The following is a 16660-nucleotide window of genomic DNA, read 5'->3' on the forward strand; positions in this document are numbered from 1 at the left end:
ATAGACATCCCTTTATGCCTCTCATCCCCGAGGAGCCTCAGATTCACGAGAGTGTCCCGGGTCCCCGCGCAACTCCGGCCGCCGGCCGCACCGCGTCGACCCCCCGTCCTGTTCCTGGTCCCGGTCCCCGCCCCGCGCCTCCGCGTGGCGCCCCCGCGTCCAGTGCCCGTCCGGGCAAGCCCGGACCTGCTGCCCCGCCGCGTGGGCCCGTCGCCGCTCCGCCGGCGCAGCGCACCGGCTCGTCGCAGCCCCCCGCCGGCGCGCCCGGCACCACAGGAGCCCAGCTCCAGCTGATCCCGGCTCCTGCCGACGGCGCCGTCGACGCTGCCGACGAGGCCGTCGACCTGCTGCTGGACTCCGGTCGTGCGCCGGGCGAAATCCTCGTGCTCACCACCGGCGAAACCCACCCGTGGGCCGCGCATGAACTGTCCTTCGGCGAGGCCTCCTACTGGGCCCAACACGACGCCGCGGACGATGTGTTCTACGCGGCCGCCACCGCGGAGCGTGCCACCGGCCGTCCGGTCGTGATCGTCGCGGTCAACGGCGGTGCGGACGAGGCCGCCTCGCAGGCGCTGCCCTCGGCGATGGCCCGTGCCGGAACGCTGCTGATCGTCTGCGGCGACCCGCAGCGGATCAACACCGTTCTCGGCGCGAACGCCTGACCGCTCCGGCTCGTAGCAGCCCGTCGGCCCCACCGGCCGTCGGGCTTGCTTGCGTTTCCGGGCACGGTTCCCTGGCGGCGGAGCGCGCGGCGGCTGACACCGTCCCGTTCGACCAGGTCAGCGCGCCGCCGTGTGCCGATGGGCTTCCGGGGCGCCGCCGCCGGTGCTGCGGGGCGCCGGCCGACCCTGCGCGACGACGCTGGGCCTGCGAGGCGCGTCCGGCCGTGCCGCCGTCGCGCCGTGGGCCGGCGGACGCCCGGTCCCGGCACGGCGTGGCTCCTGGTCCGGCCGGTCCGTGGGGGCCGGGCCGGGACGGCGCCCGCCACGCCCCTCTCCCAGGACCTGCCAGCGGTCGGGGGTCAGGGTGATGTACGCGCCGCAGCGGAGCCCGTGGAGGGTGCAGGCATCGCGCAGCCCCCACATCCACGCCCCGTCCGTCTCGGTCCAACGGGGTTCGCCGTCACGGCAGTAGAGCAGCACGGCCGTACGGACCGGGACGCGGAGCCGCAGGTCGTGCGGGATCACCCGGCGCAGATGCGTCAGCAGGGCATTGCGGAACTCCCAGCCGTCGGGGGCGGCGGCGGGCTCGGTGAACGACGCGCTGGCCGTCACCCGTCCCTGCGGATCGAGCACCGCCACGATGGCCGTCGACGGCCCGGGGCGATGACGATCGTGCAGGCCCGTGACGACCTCACGCGGGTTGCGCAGCAACGGGATACCGGCCGAAGCCCACTCTGCGGGCTCCAACATCCGGCCCAGTCGGGCGGCGGGATCGGCGGACGTGGGCGGGGACATGTGCGGGGGCGGGGCGAAGCCGAAGGTCACGGTCCTCCCTTCGTCTACGCGTCAGCGCGTCGGGCATACCCGGGTGCGCCGGTGCACCAGGACATGACCCGGCCTGACCACGGACGGCCGGTACGGGGGAAGCATTTCCAATTCTTGCGGTCGTACAGGCATGCGGCAACGAGCAATTCCGGCACGCGTCCGGAATTGCACCGTGGATCGCAAATGTTCCCACCCGCCGCACCGGTCCTCGGCGCCCCCGGCACCTACCCCTGGACGGCGAGGACCAGCGGAAACACCCCTTCTGCCCCTGATTTGCGGAGCAGTCGGGCGGCCACGGCCAGCGTCCAGCCGGAGTCGGCGTAGTCGTCCACCAGAAGCACCGGGCCAGCCGCCGACGCCAGGGCCTGCGCCAGCTCCGGCGGCACGGTGAGCGAACCGTGCAGGGCCCGCAGCCGCTGGGCGCTGTTGCTGCGCGGGATCCGGCTGTCGGAACCCTCGTCCACGGAGATCACCGTGCCCAGGAACGGCATCCGGCCGACCGCGGCGATCCGCTCGGCGAGCGACCGGATCAGCTGCGGACGGCTGCGCGAGGAGAGAGCGACCACGCCCACCGGGCGGGCCGGGGCCTCCGCGGCACCCGATGCCCAACCCCCGGGCCCCTTGGCCCAGTCGGCGAGAACCGTGACCACCGCGGACGCCACATCGTCGGGGACCGGGCCGTCCGGTGCCTGCGGCGCGAGCATCGGCCGCAGCCGGTTGCCCCAGCCGATGTCGGAGAGCCGTCCCAGGGCCCGGCCGGTCGAGGCCAGTTCGCCGGCCGGAATGCGTCCCTTGAGGTCGATGCCCACGGCCGGCAGCCCCGTCGGCCACATCCGCCGCGGCTCCACCTCCACCCCGGGGCGCCCCAGCTCACCGCGCGCCGCTTCCAGGGATGCGGCGGACACCTCGGCGGCGAACCGCGCCCCGGCGCAGTTGTCGCAGCGGCCGCACGGCCGGGCCGCCTCGTCGTCCAACTGCCGGCGCAGGAACTCCATCCGGCAGCCCGTCGTCGTGGCGTACTCCCGCATGGCCTGTTGCTCGGTCTCGCGTTGCCGGGTCACCCAGGCGTAGCGCTCGGTGTCATACGTCCACGGTCGGCCCGTCGCCGTCCAGCCGCCCTTGACGCGCTGCACGGCGCCGTCCACGTCGAGCACCTTGAGCATGATCTCCAGGCGGGAGCGGCGCAGTTCGACCTGCGGTTCCAGAGCCGGCAACGACACCGGCCGGCCCGCGGCCGCCAGGACGTCCAGGGTCCGCCGCACCTGCTCCTCCGGCGGGAACGCCAGTGAGGCGAAGTACTTCCAGATCGCCTCGTCCTCCCGGCCGGGCAGCAGCAGCACCTCGGCGTGCTCCACCCCACGCCCGGCCCGGCCCACCTGCTGGTAGTAGGCGATCGGGGACGACGGCGAGCCCAGGTGCACCACGAACCCCAGATCGGGCTTGTCGAAGCCCATGCCGAGCGCGGACGTCGCCACCAGCGCCTTGACCCGGTTGGCGAGCAGATCGTCCTCGGCCTGCTGGCGGTCGGCGTTCTCGGTCTTGCCCGTGTACGACGAGACCGTGTGCCCCCGATGTCGAAGGAACGCCGTGACCTCCTCGGCGGCCGCCACCGTGAGGGTGTAGATGATGCCGGAGCCCGGCAGCTCGTGCAGATGGTCGGCGAGCCAGGCGAGCCGATGCGCGGCGTCCGGCAGCGGCAGGACGCCCAGGCTCAGGCTCTCCCGGTCCAGCGGGCCGCGCAGCACCAGCGCCTCGGTGGCGCCCTCGCCGGTACCGAGCTGTTCGGCGACATCGGCGGTCACCCGGGCGTTGGCCGTCGCGGTCGTGGCGAGCACGGGCACCCCCGGCGGGAGGTCGGCGAGCATGGTGCGCAGCCGCCGGTAGTCCGGTCGGAAGTCATGGCCCCAGTCGGAGATGCAGTGCGCCTCGTCCACCACCAGCAGGCCGGTCGAGGCGGCGAGCTTGGGCAGAACCTGATCACGGAAGTCGGGGTTGTTGAGCCGCTCGGGGCTCACCAGCAGGACGTCCACCTCGCCCGCTGCCACCTCGGCCTGGACGGCGTCCCACTCCTCGGTGTTGGCTGAGTTGATCGTCCGCGCGCGGATGCCGGCCCGCGCGGCCGCCTCGACCTGATTGCGCATCAGCGCGAGCAGCGGAGAGACGATCACGGTCGGCCCGCTGCCCCGCTCGCGCAGCAGCGCCGTCGCGACGAAGTAGACCGCGGACTTGCCCCAGCCCGTGCGCTGCACGACCAGCGCGCGGCGGTGATCGGCGACCAGCGCCTCGATCGCCCGCCACTGGTCCTCGCGCAGTCTCGCCTGGCCGTCGGGGTCCCCGACGAGACGGGACAGGACGGCATCGGCTGCGGCACGCAGGTCTTCGTTGCTCATGCCCCCATGCAACCCGATGCCACTGACAACGCGCGAACCCTCGCCCGAAGCTGTGGAAAACCTCGTCACCCGCGAGTTATCCACAGGGGTCGCGGCGCAGCGGCCGGCCGCGGGATCTTCGAGCCATGAATCCGCACAGCGAACCGCACAAGCACAGCAGCGACACCGACCCCGCAGCCACGACGCCCCCGGCACCGCCGATCCCCCAGGCCCCCAGCGCCTCTGCCCCCTCACTTCCCTCGACTCCTCCGACCGCCTTGAACGGCTCGGACGCGACCGGCTCCACGCACCCCGCACCGGCAGCCCCGCCCGGCCGCCCGCCCGAGCCATCGGCCGCCGCGGCCCCGGCGGACGCCTCCCGCCCGGGGGCATCGGGTGACCGGGCCCTTTCCGCCGGCCCCTCTGAGCCGTCCCGCCGCCACGCCGCCGGCCTCCCCGATGCCGGGGCCGCTCCGGCCGCCGAAGCCCAGGTGACCCTGCGCGGCCCGGCCGAGCTCGCCGACGCCCTGCCGTATGTGCTGGGCTTCTATCCGGACGATTCGATCGTCATGGTCGCGCTGCACGGCGAGCGCGGACGTTTCGGCGGCCGGGTCCGGCTCGGGATCCCAACGGACACCGGACAGTGGCCGGACGTCGCGGACCAGCTCGCCGACTGCCTGATCTCGGCTGGCCGGGAGGGTGCCGCCCGGCCCTCGGCGATCATCGTCTACCTGTGCCAGGAGCCGGCGGCTGGGGAGAGCGGCAAGGACGTCAAGGACCGGCTCCGCCCACTGGCCCAGCGGCTGCGCACCGCCTGCGGCGCGCTCGACGTACCCGTCCTGGAGGCACTGTGCCTGTCCAACGGCCGCTTCTGGTCCTACTGTTGCCCCGACTTCCGGTGCTGCCCGGCGGACGGAACACCGATGGTCATGCCGGGTACGTCCGTGATGGCCGCGGCCGCCGCGTACGCGGGGATGCACGTCCGCGGTTCGCTCAAGGAGATGGAGGCCCGGCTGAGGCCCCGCACCGGTCCGCGCGCCGCCGATCAGGCGAGGGCGCTGGACGCGGCGGCCGCCGCGCTGGTCCCCCGGATGCTGTGTCGGGAGGGCGCGCCGGTGGTCCGCAGGGAGACCCTCGACCGGGCCGCCGCCATGATCCACCGCTTCCGGCAGGACACCCCCTCGGGCAGCAACCGGGCCAGGGACGCCTGCGACGACGCGTTGATCACCGATGCCGAAGCCGCCGGACTCATCCTCGGCCTCCAGGACCGGCTCACCCGTGACCGGGCCGCCGAGTGGATGGACGGCCCCTCCGCCGCACCTGCCCTCCGGCTCTGGCGTGCCCTCGCCCGTCGCTGCGCCGGCAGCTACGCCGAGCATGCGGTGGCGCCGCTCACCCTGGCCGGGTGGGTCTGCTGGTCCACCGAGGACGCGCCCTCCGCCCGCGTCGCCCTTGGCTGCGCCCTGGCCCTCGACCCCGAATACACCTTCGCCCAGTTGCTGCACCGCGCCATCAACGACGGCCTCGATCCGGAGCCGCTGCGCCGCTGCCTGCGCGAGCAGCACCGGGAGTGCGCCGACGACGGGCCTGGGCCCACCGCCACACCCGCGTCGGACGATGCGGTCGCGCCGCGACCCGCGAAGCGACCGGGGGCGGCGCGGTCCGGCTCGGCCGGCCGTCCCCGCGGGCCACGGGGTGGCACCGGGCCCGGCGCGCGGACGACCGACGGGCGCGGCAGGCGACGGGCCGGCCGGGGCGACGACCGGAGCCGGCGGTGATCGCGCCGGCCCGGCACGGCCCCCGTGACCTGGGCACCAGCCGGACCGTTCACCTGAGTGGAGTAGGCCGTACGGAGCCCCGACCTCACCAGGGAGCGCAGAGCGTGCCAGGCATCGTCCCCACCACCCAAGCGGCCGTCCGGCCACCCGTAGAGCGGCGCGCGGTGCCGCCCCGGACACCACAGCCGCAGCCCGTCCACTCCTCCCTGGTCTGCGCCGCCCTGCCGGCCCTCGCCGTGTCGCCCGCCTCGGGGCAGCTGACCGGCCACGGCCTGGACGGCTTCTACCGCGACGGCCGACGGGTCCTGTCCCACTGCGCCCTGCGGGTCGCGGGCGCTGAACCACTCGTCGTCCAGGGCCGGTTGACGGGCGCGGACCGTGCCCGGTTCATCGGGACGGTCCGCAGGACCGGCGAGCGCGGACCGGACCCGGAGATCCGGGTGGAGCGACTGCGGTACGCCGACGGCACAGAACGGATCACGTTCCACAGCAGCGCCGCACGGCCCGTCCGACTGCCGGTCGAGATCCGGCTGGGGACGGACCTCGCGGAGCTGGGAGCCGTCGCCGTCGGCCTCCCCGGCCCCGAGCTGCGGGCCGCCGTGCACGGCTCCGGTCTCCGCTGGTCCGGCGCCGGCGCGCATGCGGTGGTCTCCGCGACACCGGCACCCGAGGACGCCCTGGCCTCGGCGGGGCTCCTGCGCTGGGAACTGGACGTCCCACCGGGCGGCCGGCGCACCATCGAGCTGCACGCCGGACTGGAACACGTCCCCGGTGGACCGGCCGTCGGCCCTTCGGGCGGCCAACGGCGTTCCGGGGGCGCCCGCATCCCCGGCCCGCGCAGTGGACTCTGCGCACCACGGGCCCGCGCCGACCGACCACCCCAGCCGTGGACCGCCGCCCGGCTGGAGTGCGACGACGGCAGGGCCGACGCACTCATGGCGGGCAGCCTCGACGATCTGTACGGCCTGGCGATGCGTGACCCGGTCGCTCCCACGGATGTGTATGTCGCCGGCGGCTTTCCCTGGCGCTGCGGTCTGGCGCCGGCCGAGGCCCTGTGGACCGCCCGGATGCTGCTGCCGCTGGGCACCCGGCTCGCGGCGGGCACGCTCCGTGCGCTCGCCCGTAGCCAATGCGCCGCACCAGGGGCGGATTTCGGCCGAATCCCCGGTGCGCTCCGGGACGCAGGACCGCACGCCCCGCCCGGCTGCACCGGTGTCGAAGCGACCCTGCTGTTCCCCGCCGTGCTCGCCGAGGCGCACCGCTGGGGCCTGCCCGCGCAGGAGACCGAGCGGCTGATGCCGGCGGCGGAGCGCTGTCTGAGGTGGCTGCAGACGGTCGCCGATCGCTCGGGCGGCGGCCGCGGTGGCTATGTGCCGGACCCTGTGCCCGACGGGCCGTACCGCTGCGAGACCCAGGCCCACGCCCATCGGGCCGCCCTCCTGGGAGCCGATCTCCTCGATGCGTACGGGTTGTCCGACGGGGCCGCGCTCCGGGAGTGGGCCGCGGAGCTGCGTTGCCGGTTCCGGTCGGGCTTCTGGGTGGATGACCGCGCGGGCGGCCGGCCCGCCGCGCTGCTGATGGCCGACGGACGGCCGGTACCGCACCTCGGCTCCACCGCCGCCCACCTCCTCGACACGGGGCTGATCGGTGGTGGCCGGCTCGCTCCCGGGCTGCTGGACGGGGCGCAGACGGACCAGCTGGCGAGGCTGCTCGGCGGCCCGGCGATGGACTCCGGCTGGGGCCTGCGGGGGCTCGGTGCCAAGGAGAGCGGCTACAACCCTTTCGGCCACCGCAGCGGCGCGGTCCGCGTCCATGAGACGGCGATCGCCGCCGCCGGGCTGGCCGCCGCGGGGCACGAACGGGCCGCCGGCGCCCTGACCAAGGGCGTGCTCGACGCCGCGGACAGTTTCGGGTACCGCCTCCCGGAGATGTACGCGGGCGAGCAGCGCACCGCCGACGGCGCTCCGGTCCCGCATCCGGCGGCCTGTCGTCCCGCGGCGGTGGCGGCCGCCGGGGCGGTGCACTTACTGATCGCGCTCGCCGGGCTGCGCCCCGACGTGCCCTCCGGGACGGTCTCCGTGCGGCCGCTCGGCACCGCCCCGCTCGGCGCGATACAGCTCACCGGCCTGAGCGTTGCGGAGCAGCCGTTCGCCGTGCGGGTCAGCCGGCTCGGCATGGGCATGGTGGAGGCGGCGGCAGACGGCCTGCAACTGGGTTCGTGAGGTGCCGAGTGGGCCTGTTTATCGTCAGGCGGACGACTATGATCACGGCATGCCTCCCTACGACCCGTCGGCCTTCCCGCCCTTCGCTGTCACCGTCGATCTGGTCGTGCTCACCGTGCGCCGCCACGCCCTGTGCGCGCTGGCCGTGCGCCGCGGTGAGCCGCCGTTCCAGGGTCGCTGGGCGCTGCCCGGCGGGTTCGTCCGGGCCGATGAGGATCTGGAGGCCGCGGCCGCCCGGGAGCTCGCCGAGGAGACCGGTCTGCACGCCCAGTCCCCGACGGGCCCGTCGCCCGCGTACGGCGCCCACCTCGAACAGCTCGCCACGTACGGCGATCCCAAGCGCGACCCCCGGATGCGGGTCGTCAGCGTGGCGCACCTGGTGCTCGCCCCCGATCTGCCCGCTCCCACGGCCGGTGGGGACGCCCACAGCGCGCGCTGGGCGCCGGTGGAGACGCTCCTGGGGCAGGACGACACCCATGCGCGGGAGGGCGAACTGGGGGCGCCGCTCGCCTTCGACCACGCTCAGATCCTGGGCGACGGCGTGGAGCGCGCCCGCTCGAAGATCGAGTACTCCTCGCTCGCCACGGCCTTCTGCCCGCCGGAGTTCACCGTCGGCGAGCTGCGGCGGGTCTACGAGGCGGTCTGGGGCGTTGCCCTCGACCCCCGCAACTTCCACCGCAAGGTGACCGGCACGCCCGGGTTCCTGGTGCCCACGGGCGGCACTACGACCCGCCAGGGCGGTCGCCCCGCCCAGCTGTTCCGAGCCGGCGGGGCGACCCTGCTCAACCCGCCGATGCTGCGCCCGGAGGTCTGAGCGCAGGGAGTGGCAGCGGGCTCCTCGAAGAGCGCGGCGGCCCGCGCCGCGTCATGATGATGCCCGGCCGTCCCCGTAACTCCCTTTCCGCGCAAAGGCCGTTCCGTGGCGAGAGGGCTCGTCCGGCGGTGTACTCCGTTCCGCGGCACCGGGGTTGGCTCCGCATTCCACGGCTCTCGGGCGCGAGCCGTCGCCGTCCCGCGATCATCCGCTTCTCGTTCAGCGGTCCCGCCGGCCGTCAAGTGCCCCTCTGGATTCGACCGCGACATTTCGGTCGTGCGGCGGTCCGTGCGCCAATTCGCAGGCGGCGCACGGGTGTTGCTGCCCACCGGTCCTGGTCTGCGGAAATGCACTCGCTGTGCTATACGGTTTCGCGTTCTGACCGAGTAAGACGCCTGTTTTGTCGCTGTGTTGTGGTGGGTGTTGTCCGCAACTCGCCGTGGAGAGCGCATTTCTTTCCGATAAAGCGTCAATTCCGGGATGGGGGGCGATCACCCTTTCGTGTGCTTTTCACCAAAGACCTCAAGGGCGTTCAGGGTGTCGCCGACAAAGGATGCGTGAGTACCCTTGCGCACACCATGATGACCGCGGCTCGCCCCGGCGACACCGGCCTCGCAGGCCCGGGCGAGCTTGACCGCTACCCCTACGCCAACGCTGCCAACGCCGCGAACGCAAACAGCACAGCCGGTCCGGACCGTGCCGAGCGCGTTTCGCAGGTCTGGGACGGCTCCGAGACGGACATCGGCCGGGTCGGCCGGCGAACGGCCGGCAGCCGTGGCCGCGGCCTGCACGGCCAACTCGTCCAGCAGCTCGGCCAGATGATCGTCTCCGGCGATCTCGGCGCCGACCGCCCGCTCGTCCCCGAGGAGATCGGCCAGCGCTTCGAGGTCTCCCGCACCGTCGTCCGTGAGTCGCTGCGCGTCCTGGAGGCGAAGGGCCTCGTCAGTGCGCGCCCCAACGTGGGCACCCGGGTGCGCCCGGTCAGCGACTGGAACCTCCTCGACCCCGACATCATCGAGTGGCGGGCCTACGGGCCGCAGCGTGACGACCAGCGCCGCGAGCTGTGCGAGCTGCGCTGGACGATCGAGCCGCTGGCCGCCCGGCTCGCCGCCGGTCACGGCCGCGAGGACATCCAGCAGCGGCTCGCCGACATGGTCGAGATCATGGGCCACTCCGCGGCCCAGGGCGACACCATGACGTTCAACCGCGCCGACACCGAGTTCCACTCGCTGCTGCTCCAGCTCGCGGGCAACCGGATGCTGGAGCACCTCTCGGGGATCGTCTCGGCCGCCCTGCACGTCTCCGGGGGCTCCGGCGGCGGCTGTGAGCGCCCGATCGACACGTCCGTGGGTCAGCACATGAGGGTCGTCGACGCCATCGGCGCCGGGGACGCCACGGCGGCCGAAACCGCGATGCGCCAGCTCCTCGCCGCTCATGTCGAGGCTGCCGGTCAGGGCTCCGGCGCTGCCGTGGACCACGTCGTCCCCGCGCCCCGAGAGCACTGAAGGCCCGTACTCGACCGCGTACGGACCGTAGGCGCCGCGCGGCTCCCGTGCCCCGCGTACCCCTCGGGCGGGGCACGCCGTACGCGGCGGAGGCGCACGAGAACGCCGGATCCGGGGCGTCGACCGGATCCGGCGCCAGACCCTGGGAGGATTGCATGTCATATGACAGGGAATGGGTGGTTATGGGGTGTGACTCGGGCCACGCAGATTGGGCGTAACGCTCTTCAGGGAAGCGCGATGACTTAAGAGGTGATAGCCGAGGAGGGAATAAGGGCGGCGTACGAGACGCTGTTCAACTCCCCGGTTGCCCCTGCGCCGTCGGTCCATCCCCACCGGCGGTCGTCGGCTCCGATCCACAGTGGACGGGGTCGGAAGCCGTTTCCATCGTTCCGAGAGGTTGTTCGTGTCGGCCAGCACATCCCGTACGCTCCCGCCGGAGATCGCCGAGTCCGAGTCTGTGATGGCGCTCATCGAGCGGGGAAAGGCAGATGGGCAGATCGCCGGCGATGACGTGCGTCGGGCCTTCGAGGCTGACCAGATTCCGCCAACCCAGTGGAAGAACGTTCTGCGCAGCCTCAACCAGATCCTCGACGAGGAGGGTGTGACGCTGATGGTCAGTGCCGCAGAGGCGCCCAAGCGCACCCGCAAGAGCGTCGCAGCGAAGAGTCCGGCGAAGCGCACCGCCACCAAGACCGTCGCGGCCAAGACCGCCACGGTCAAGAAGACCACCGCCGCCGCGGCCACCGCCTCCCTGGCGGACCCGTCGGCAGGTGAGTCCGAGTCCGCGCCCGCGAAGAAGGCGGCAGCGAAGAAGGCGACCGCCAAGAAGACGGTCGCGAAGAAGGCCACGGCCAAGAAGGCCACCGCCAAGAAGACCACCTCCAAGAAGGACGTCGACGAGCTGCTCGACGACGACGTGACCGAGGAGACCCCGGTGCCCGGCAAGGGCGACCCGGAGGCCGCCGAGGGCGCGGAGAGCGCCGGCTTCGTGCTGTCCGACGACGACGAGGACGACGCCCCTGCGCAGCAGGTCGCCGCGGCCGGCGCCACCGCCGACCCGGTCAAGGACTACCTCAAGCAGATCGGTAAGGTCCCGCTCCTCAACGCCGAGCAGGAGGTGGAGCTCGCCAAGCGCATCGAGGCCGGTCTGTTCGCCGAGGACAAGCTGGCGAACTCCGACAAGCTGGCGCCGAAGCTCAAGCGTGAGCTGGAGATCATCGCCGAGGACGGCCGTCGGGCGAAGAACCACCTCCTGGAGGCCAACCTCCGACTGGTCGTCTCCCTGGCCAAGCGGTACACCGGTCGCGGCATGCTCTTCCTGGACCTGATCCAGGAGGGCAACCTCGGCCTGATCCGTGCGGTCGAGAAGTTCGACTACACCAAGGGCTACAAGTTCTCGACCTACGCGACGTGGTGGATCCGCCAGGCCATCACCCGCGCCATGGCCGACCAGGCCCGTACGATCCGTATCCCCGTCCACATGGTCGAGGTCATCAACAAGCTGGCCCGGGTCCAGCGCCAGATGCTCCAGGATCTGGGCCGTGAGCCCACCCCGGAGGAGCTGGCCAAGGAGCTCGACATGACCCCCGAAAAGGTCATCGAGGTCCAGAAGTACGGCCGCGAGCCGATCTCGCTGCACACCCCGCTGGGCGAGGACGGCGACAGCGAATTCGGTGACCTCATCGAGGACTCCGAGGCGGTCGTCCCGGCCGACGCGGTCAGCTTCACGCTTCTGCAGGAGCAGCTGCACTCGGTGCTGGACACCCTCTCCGAGCGGGAGGCCGGCGTGGTCTCCATGCGCTTCGGCCTCACCGACGGCCAGCCCAAGACGCTGGACGAGATCGGCAAGGTCTACGGCGTCACCCGTGAGCGGATCCGTCAGATCGAGTCGAAGACGATGTCGAAGCTGCGTCACCCGTCCCGTTCCCAGGTGCTGCGCGACTACCTCGACTAGTCCAAGCCCCGGACAGCGCTACGAGCCCGGTTCCTCCCTCGTGGAGGTTCCGGGCTCTTGCTCGTCCGGGTGCGGGGCGAGTCCGTTTGGCTCACTCTGGGTTGGCGAACGCTCTCACAGAGTCAGGAGTCCGTATGCGTCCGACCGCGCGCGCTGCCTTCGGGGCCCTCGCGCTGGCCCTCGTCCTGCCGGTGCCGGCGGCCGCGGACGAGTCGGTGATCGGCGGGAAGCCGACCACGCTCTCGCAGAGCCCCTGGGCGGTCGCCCTGGCCTCCCACGAGCGCTTCGGGGCCCAGCGCTCCGGACAGTTCTGCGGCGGGGTGCTGGTCGGGCGCGCGACGGTGGTGACGGCGGCGCACTGCCTGAGCAAGGAGGTCCTGGGGGTCCCCTGGCAGCAGGTGCGCGATCTGCGGGTGGTGATCGGGCGGGACAACCTCACCGGTGGCGGTGGCCAGGAGCTCAAGCCCGCGAGGGTCTGGGTGAATCCGCGCTACGACAGCTGGACGAACGAGGGCGACATGGCCGTCCTCACGCTCACCAGACCCGTCCCGAACCGGCCCATTCCGATAGCGGGACGCCGTGACACCGCCTATCGCCCGGGCAGCAGGGCCACGGTCTACGGCTGGGGGGACACCACAGGGGAGGGCAGTTATGCGACACGGCTACGGTCCGCGCACGTCAATGTGCTGCGCGACGCCGTGTGTACACGGGCCTATCCGGGCAGCGCGGACGGTACGTACCGGTCCAGGTCGATGTTGTGCGCCGGGGAGCCGGACGGGGGGCGGGACGCCTGTCAGGGGGACAGTGGTGGGCCGCTGGTCGTACGAGGGCGTCTCGTGGGGCTGGTGTCCTGGGGGACCGGCTGCGGCCAGGCGGGCAACCCGGGGGTCTACACCCGGGCCTCGGCGCTGCTCCCGGCGGTCTCCGTGCACGGGGCAGGCTGAGGGCACAAGGCGTTCACCGGCAGGCATCGGCGCACGAGTGCGGGCGGCCTCCCCGGTGGTGCCGGGGGACCGCCCGCCGCACGGCGCTGGGCCGCTGTTCGCTCGTCGTCACATGCGGAGTGTCAGCGTTCCTCATCGGGCGCGGACGCCGGAGAGGCGGTCAGCCGCTCCGTCTCGTCCTGTATTTCCGCGGCGATCTTCTTGAGTTCTGGCTCGAACTTGCGGCCGTGGTGGGCGCAGAAGAGCAGTTCTCCACCGGACATCAGGACGACGCGCAGGTATGCCTGGGCGCCGCAGCGGTCGCAGCGGTCAGCGGCCGTCAGCGGGCTCGCGGGTGTCAGAACAGTAGTCACGTCGCCTCTTCTCTAGCTCGACGAGCTGTCGTACCAGGGTCAACATCCAACCAGGCCGAAAACGTTCCCGCTCGTGCCTTTTCCTCGAAAAAAATTCTTCGAGGGGGCCGGGTGCTGCCGGGTGGCGGCGAATGAGCCGTATTGCGTGGTGGTCTGATTCTCGTTGGTTGTTGGGTCTGTCCCCCCGGCTGGCTTGCCGGTTGTTGATGAGGACGTGCCCGGAGCCTAAATGGTTCATGCCTCGAAGGGAACGTGATGTGCACGTCACTCGGACGTCACCCCAACGAGGGATCGAACGTACGAGCGAAATCCTACTACCATGAGCATGCGTACGGGTGGCGTCACATCGGCTCTACAAGGCCTCGGTACCCTCTCACCGGCGACACCGCCACAACCGAGTCCGCGGAATGCGGACTGCCAGAAATTCAGCGAGGAGCGAACCGCGTGACCGCCGAGATGTCAGTGCCGTCCACCGCAGTGCTGACCGGGGCAGACCGGGACGGGTCCAACTACACCGCGCGGCATCTGCTCGTCCTTGAGGGCCTCGAGGCCGTCCGCAAGCGTCCCGGCATGTACATCGGCTCGACGGACAGTCGTGGTCTGATGCACTGCCTGTGGGAGATCATCGACAACTCCGTCGACGAGGCGCTGGGCGGCTACTGCGACCACATCGAGGTGATCCTCCACGACGACGGGTCGGTGGAGGTCCGGGACAACGGCCGCGGCATCCCGGTGGACGTCGAGCCGAAGACCGGACTCAGCGGCGTCGAGGTCGTGATGACCAAGCTGCACGCCGGCGGGAAGTTCGGCGGCGGCTCGTACGCCGCCTCCGGCGGTCTGCACGGCGTCGGCGCCTCGGTCGTCAACGCCCTCTCCGCACGGCTCGACGTCGAGGTGGACCGCAACAGCAAGACGCACTCGATCAGCTTCCGCCGGGGCGTCCCGGGGATCTTCACCGAGTCGGGCCCGGGCGCGCCGTTCGACCCGAGCAGCGGTCTGGTCAAGGGCAAGCGGATCCCCAAGATCAAGACCGGTACCCGGGTGCGGTTCTGGGCCGACCGGCAGATCTTCCTGAAGGACGCCAAGCTCTCCCTGGAGACGCTGTACGCCCGCGCCCGTCAGACCGCCTTCCTGGTGCCGGGCCTGACCCTGGTCGTCCGCGACGAGCGTGGCATCGACGGCGCCGGCAAGACGGAAGAGGTCTTCCACTACGACGGCGGGATCAGCGAGTTCTGCGAGTACCTGGCACAGGACAAGGCGGTCTGTGACGTGCTGCGGCTGACCGGCCAGGGCACGTTCAAGGAGACCGTGCCGGTGCTCGACGACCGCGGCCACATGACCCCGACCGAGGTCACGCGTGAGCTGGGCGTCGACATCGCGCTGCGCTGGGGCACCGGCTACGACACGACCATGAAGTCGTTCGTCAACATCATCGCCACCCCCAAGGGCGGCACCCATGTGTCCGGCTTCGAGCGCTCGGTCACCAAGACCGTCAACGAGGTGCTGCGGTCGAGCAAGCTGCTGAGGGTCGCCGAGGACGACGTCGTCAAGGACGACGCCATGGAGGGCCTCACCGTCGTGGTGACCGTGCGGCTCGCGGAGCCGCAGTTCGAGGGCCAGACCAAGGAGGTGCTCGGTACCTCGGCCGCCTCCCGGATCGTCGCCCAGGTGGTGAGCCGGGAGCTGAAGGCCTTCCTGACGTCCACCAAGCGGGACGCGAAGCAGCAGGCCCGCGCCGTCCTGGAGAAGGTCGTCGCCGCGGCCCGTACGCGCATCGCGGCCCGCCAGCACAAGGAGGCGCAGCGGCGGAAGACGGCGCTGGAGTCCTCCTCGCTGCCGGCCAAGCTGGCGGACTGCCGCAGCGACGACGTGGACCGCAGCGAACTCTTCATCGTCGAGGGGGACTCGGCGCTGGGCACCGCCAAGCTCGCGCGGAACTCGGAGTTCCAGGCGCTGCTGCCGATCCGCGGCAAGATCCTCAACGTCCAGAAGTCGTCGGTCTCGGACATGCTCAAGAACGCCGAGTGCGGCGCCATCATCCAGGTCATAGGGGCCGGTTCCGGCCGGACCTTCGATATCGACGCGGCCCGCTACGGCAAGGTCATCTTCCTGGCCGACGCCGATGTCGACGGTGCCCACATCCGGACGCTGCTGCTGACCCTCTTCCAGCGCTACATGCGGCCGATGGTCGAGCAGGGCCGGGTCTACTCCGCGGTCCCGCCGCTGCACCGCGTCGAACTGATCAACCCCAAGAAGGGCCAGGACAAGTACATCTACACCTACTCGGACAACGAGCTGCGCCAGACGCTGCTCGAACTCCAGGCCAAGAAGGTCCGCTACAAGGACAGCATCCAGCGCTACAAGGGCCTGGGTGAGATGGACGCCGACCAGCTGGCCGAGACGACGATGGACCCGCGGCACCGCACCCTGCGCCGGATCAACATCAGCGATCTGGAGGCGGCGGAGAAGGTGTTCGACCTCCTGATGGGCAACGAGGTCGCGCCCCGCAAGGAGTTCATCACCAACTCCGCATCCACCCTGGACCGTTCGCGCATCGACACCTGAGCGCGCCGCACGGCTCCCGGCGGGCGTCTCTCCACCCAGGGGTGGAGAGACGCCCGCCGTCGTTTCCACCCACGCCCCACCCTGGCTCCGATCCGCCCGGCCGTCGCTCTCCGTAGCGTCGGGGGTGTCGAAATTCCCCGTCCCACGGAGGCTCAGGTCATGGACGGTCTGCTCAACATCGTGGTGGTCGTCGCGGCCGTTGTGTTCGTGTTCGTCCGCCAGTTCACGGCCCGGCGCCTCACGGCCGAGGGCCGGAAGTGGTGGCTGCTCCCCGCCGTGCTGACGTTCCTGGCGGTGCGCCAGCCCGGCGTCCTGGACCCCCATCACCCGACAGCGTCCGCCGCCCTGCTCGGCGTGGAGCTCCTGATAGGCCTGGCCTGTGGTGCCGGCTGGGCGTGGACGACGCGGATCTGGACGGATGCGGACGGCGTGGTGTGGACCAAGGGCGGCTGGGCGGCGGCCGGCGTGTGGCTGTCCGGGATGGTGCTGCGCGCCGGCCTCATGGGCATCGCCGCGCTGCTGGGCGTCCATCAGGGCAGCGGGGCCATCCTGCTCACCGTCGCCGCGATGCTGCTGACCCGGTCCGGGGTCACCATCTGGCGGGCAGGGGCCGGGCAGCGGACGTACGGTGTCCCTGTCGCGGGCTGATGGCGCTGCGCGCACCCAGGA

12 protein-coding genes are annotated in these 16660 nt (G+C 72.0%); 9 read left to right on the forward strand and 3 right to left on the reverse strand.

Going from position 1 to position 16660, the window contains the following annotated elements:
- Positions 1 to 14: 14 nt before the first annotated feature.
- The gene (locus AB0C96_RS17710; protein WP_362918391.1) at positions 15 to 662 is read left to right on the forward strand and encodes a hypothetical protein; all 648 of its coding nucleotides are present in this window, start codon (positions 15 to 17) and stop codon (positions 660 to 662) included.
- A gap of 117 nt (positions 663 to 779) precedes the next feature.
- Here AB0C96_RS17710 and AB0C96_RS17715 read toward each other — a convergent pair whose 3' ends face one another.
- Positions 780 to 1487, reverse strand: coding sequence for a hypothetical protein (locus AB0C96_RS17715; RefSeq protein ID WP_362918392.1), 708 nt, complete (start codon positions 1485 to 1487; stop codon positions 780 to 782).
- A 224-nt stretch (positions 1488 to 1711) separates the two neighbouring features.
- Complete coding sequence (locus AB0C96_RS17720; protein ID WP_362918394.1) at positions 1712 to 3877, reverse strand: RecQ family ATP-dependent DNA helicase; 2166 nt, start codon at positions 3875 to 3877, stop codon at positions 1712 to 1714.
- A 125-nt stretch (positions 3878 to 4002) separates the two neighbouring features.
- On the opposite strand from AB0C96_RS17720, the gene AB0C96_RS17725 reads away from it, so the two are divergent.
- The 6 genes from AB0C96_RS17725 to AB0C96_RS17750 all read left to right on the forward strand — a co-directional run bounded on the left by AB0C96_RS17725 (position 4003) and on the right by AB0C96_RS17750 (position 13073).
- Positions 4003 to 5634 carry a DUF4192 domain-containing protein gene (locus AB0C96_RS17725; protein WP_362918395.1) on the forward strand — a complete coding sequence of 544 codons (1632 nt, stop codon included), beginning with the start codon at positions 4003 to 4005 and terminating at the stop codon, positions 5632 to 5634.
- Between the two features lie 164 nt (positions 5635 to 5798).
- Entirely contained in the window at positions 5799 to 7856 is a 2058-nt protein-coding gene (locus AB0C96_RS17730; RefSeq protein ID WP_362918496.1) for a glycogen debranching N-terminal domain-containing protein, read from the forward strand.
- A 49-nt stretch (positions 7857 to 7905) separates the two neighbouring features.
- A complete protein-coding gene (locus AB0C96_RS17735) occupies positions 7906 to 8670 on the forward strand; it encodes an NUDIX domain-containing protein (protein ID WP_362918397.1) in 765 nt (254 codons plus the stop codon).
- Between the two features lie 503 nt (positions 8671 to 9173).
- On the forward strand, positions 9174 to 10175 hold the full coding sequence (locus tag AB0C96_RS17740) for a FadR/GntR family transcriptional regulator (RefSeq protein WP_362918399.1): 1002 nt from the start codon (positions 9174 to 9176) through the stop codon (positions 10173 to 10175).
- Between the two features lie 403 nt (positions 10176 to 10578).
- Positions 10579 to 12129: an RNA polymerase sigma factor gene (locus AB0C96_RS17745; protein WP_362918401.1), complete on the forward strand. Its 1551-nt coding sequence runs from the start codon at positions 10579 to 10581 to the stop codon at positions 12127 to 12129.
- A gap of 134 nt (positions 12130 to 12263) precedes the next feature.
- Positions 12264 to 13073, forward strand: coding sequence for a serine protease (locus AB0C96_RS17750; protein WP_362918402.1), 810 nt, complete (start codon positions 12264 to 12266; stop codon positions 13071 to 13073).
- A 122-nt stretch (positions 13074 to 13195) separates the two neighbouring features.
- On the opposite strand, the gene AB0C96_RS17755 is transcribed toward AB0C96_RS17750, so the two are convergent.
- Positions 13196 to 13426: a hypothetical protein gene (locus tag AB0C96_RS17755; protein WP_345086881.1), complete on the reverse strand. Its 231-nt coding sequence runs from the start codon at positions 13424 to 13426 to the stop codon at positions 13196 to 13198.
- Between the two features lie 444 nt (positions 13427 to 13870).
- On the opposite strand from AB0C96_RS17755, the gene AB0C96_RS17760 reads away from it, so the two are divergent.
- Together AB0C96_RS17760 and AB0C96_RS17765 are read left to right on the forward strand one after the other, a co-directional pair.
- On the forward strand, positions 13871 to 15991 hold the full coding sequence (locus AB0C96_RS17760; protein WP_362918404.1) for a DNA topoisomerase IV subunit B: 2121 nt from the start codon (positions 13871 to 13873) through the stop codon (positions 15989 to 15991).
- 159 nt (positions 15992 to 16150) lie between these two features.
- Positions 16151 to 16639, forward strand: a complete 489-nt coding sequence (locus tag AB0C96_RS17765) for a DUF1453 domain-containing protein (RefSeq protein WP_362918406.1) — start codon at positions 16151 to 16153, stop codon at positions 16637 to 16639.
- Positions 16640 to 16660: the final 21 nt, after the last annotated feature.

The organism is Streptomyces sp. NPDC048506 (assembly GCF_040651315.1).
Lineage (GTDB): Bacteria > Actinomycetota > Actinomycetes > Streptomycetales > Streptomycetaceae > Streptomyces.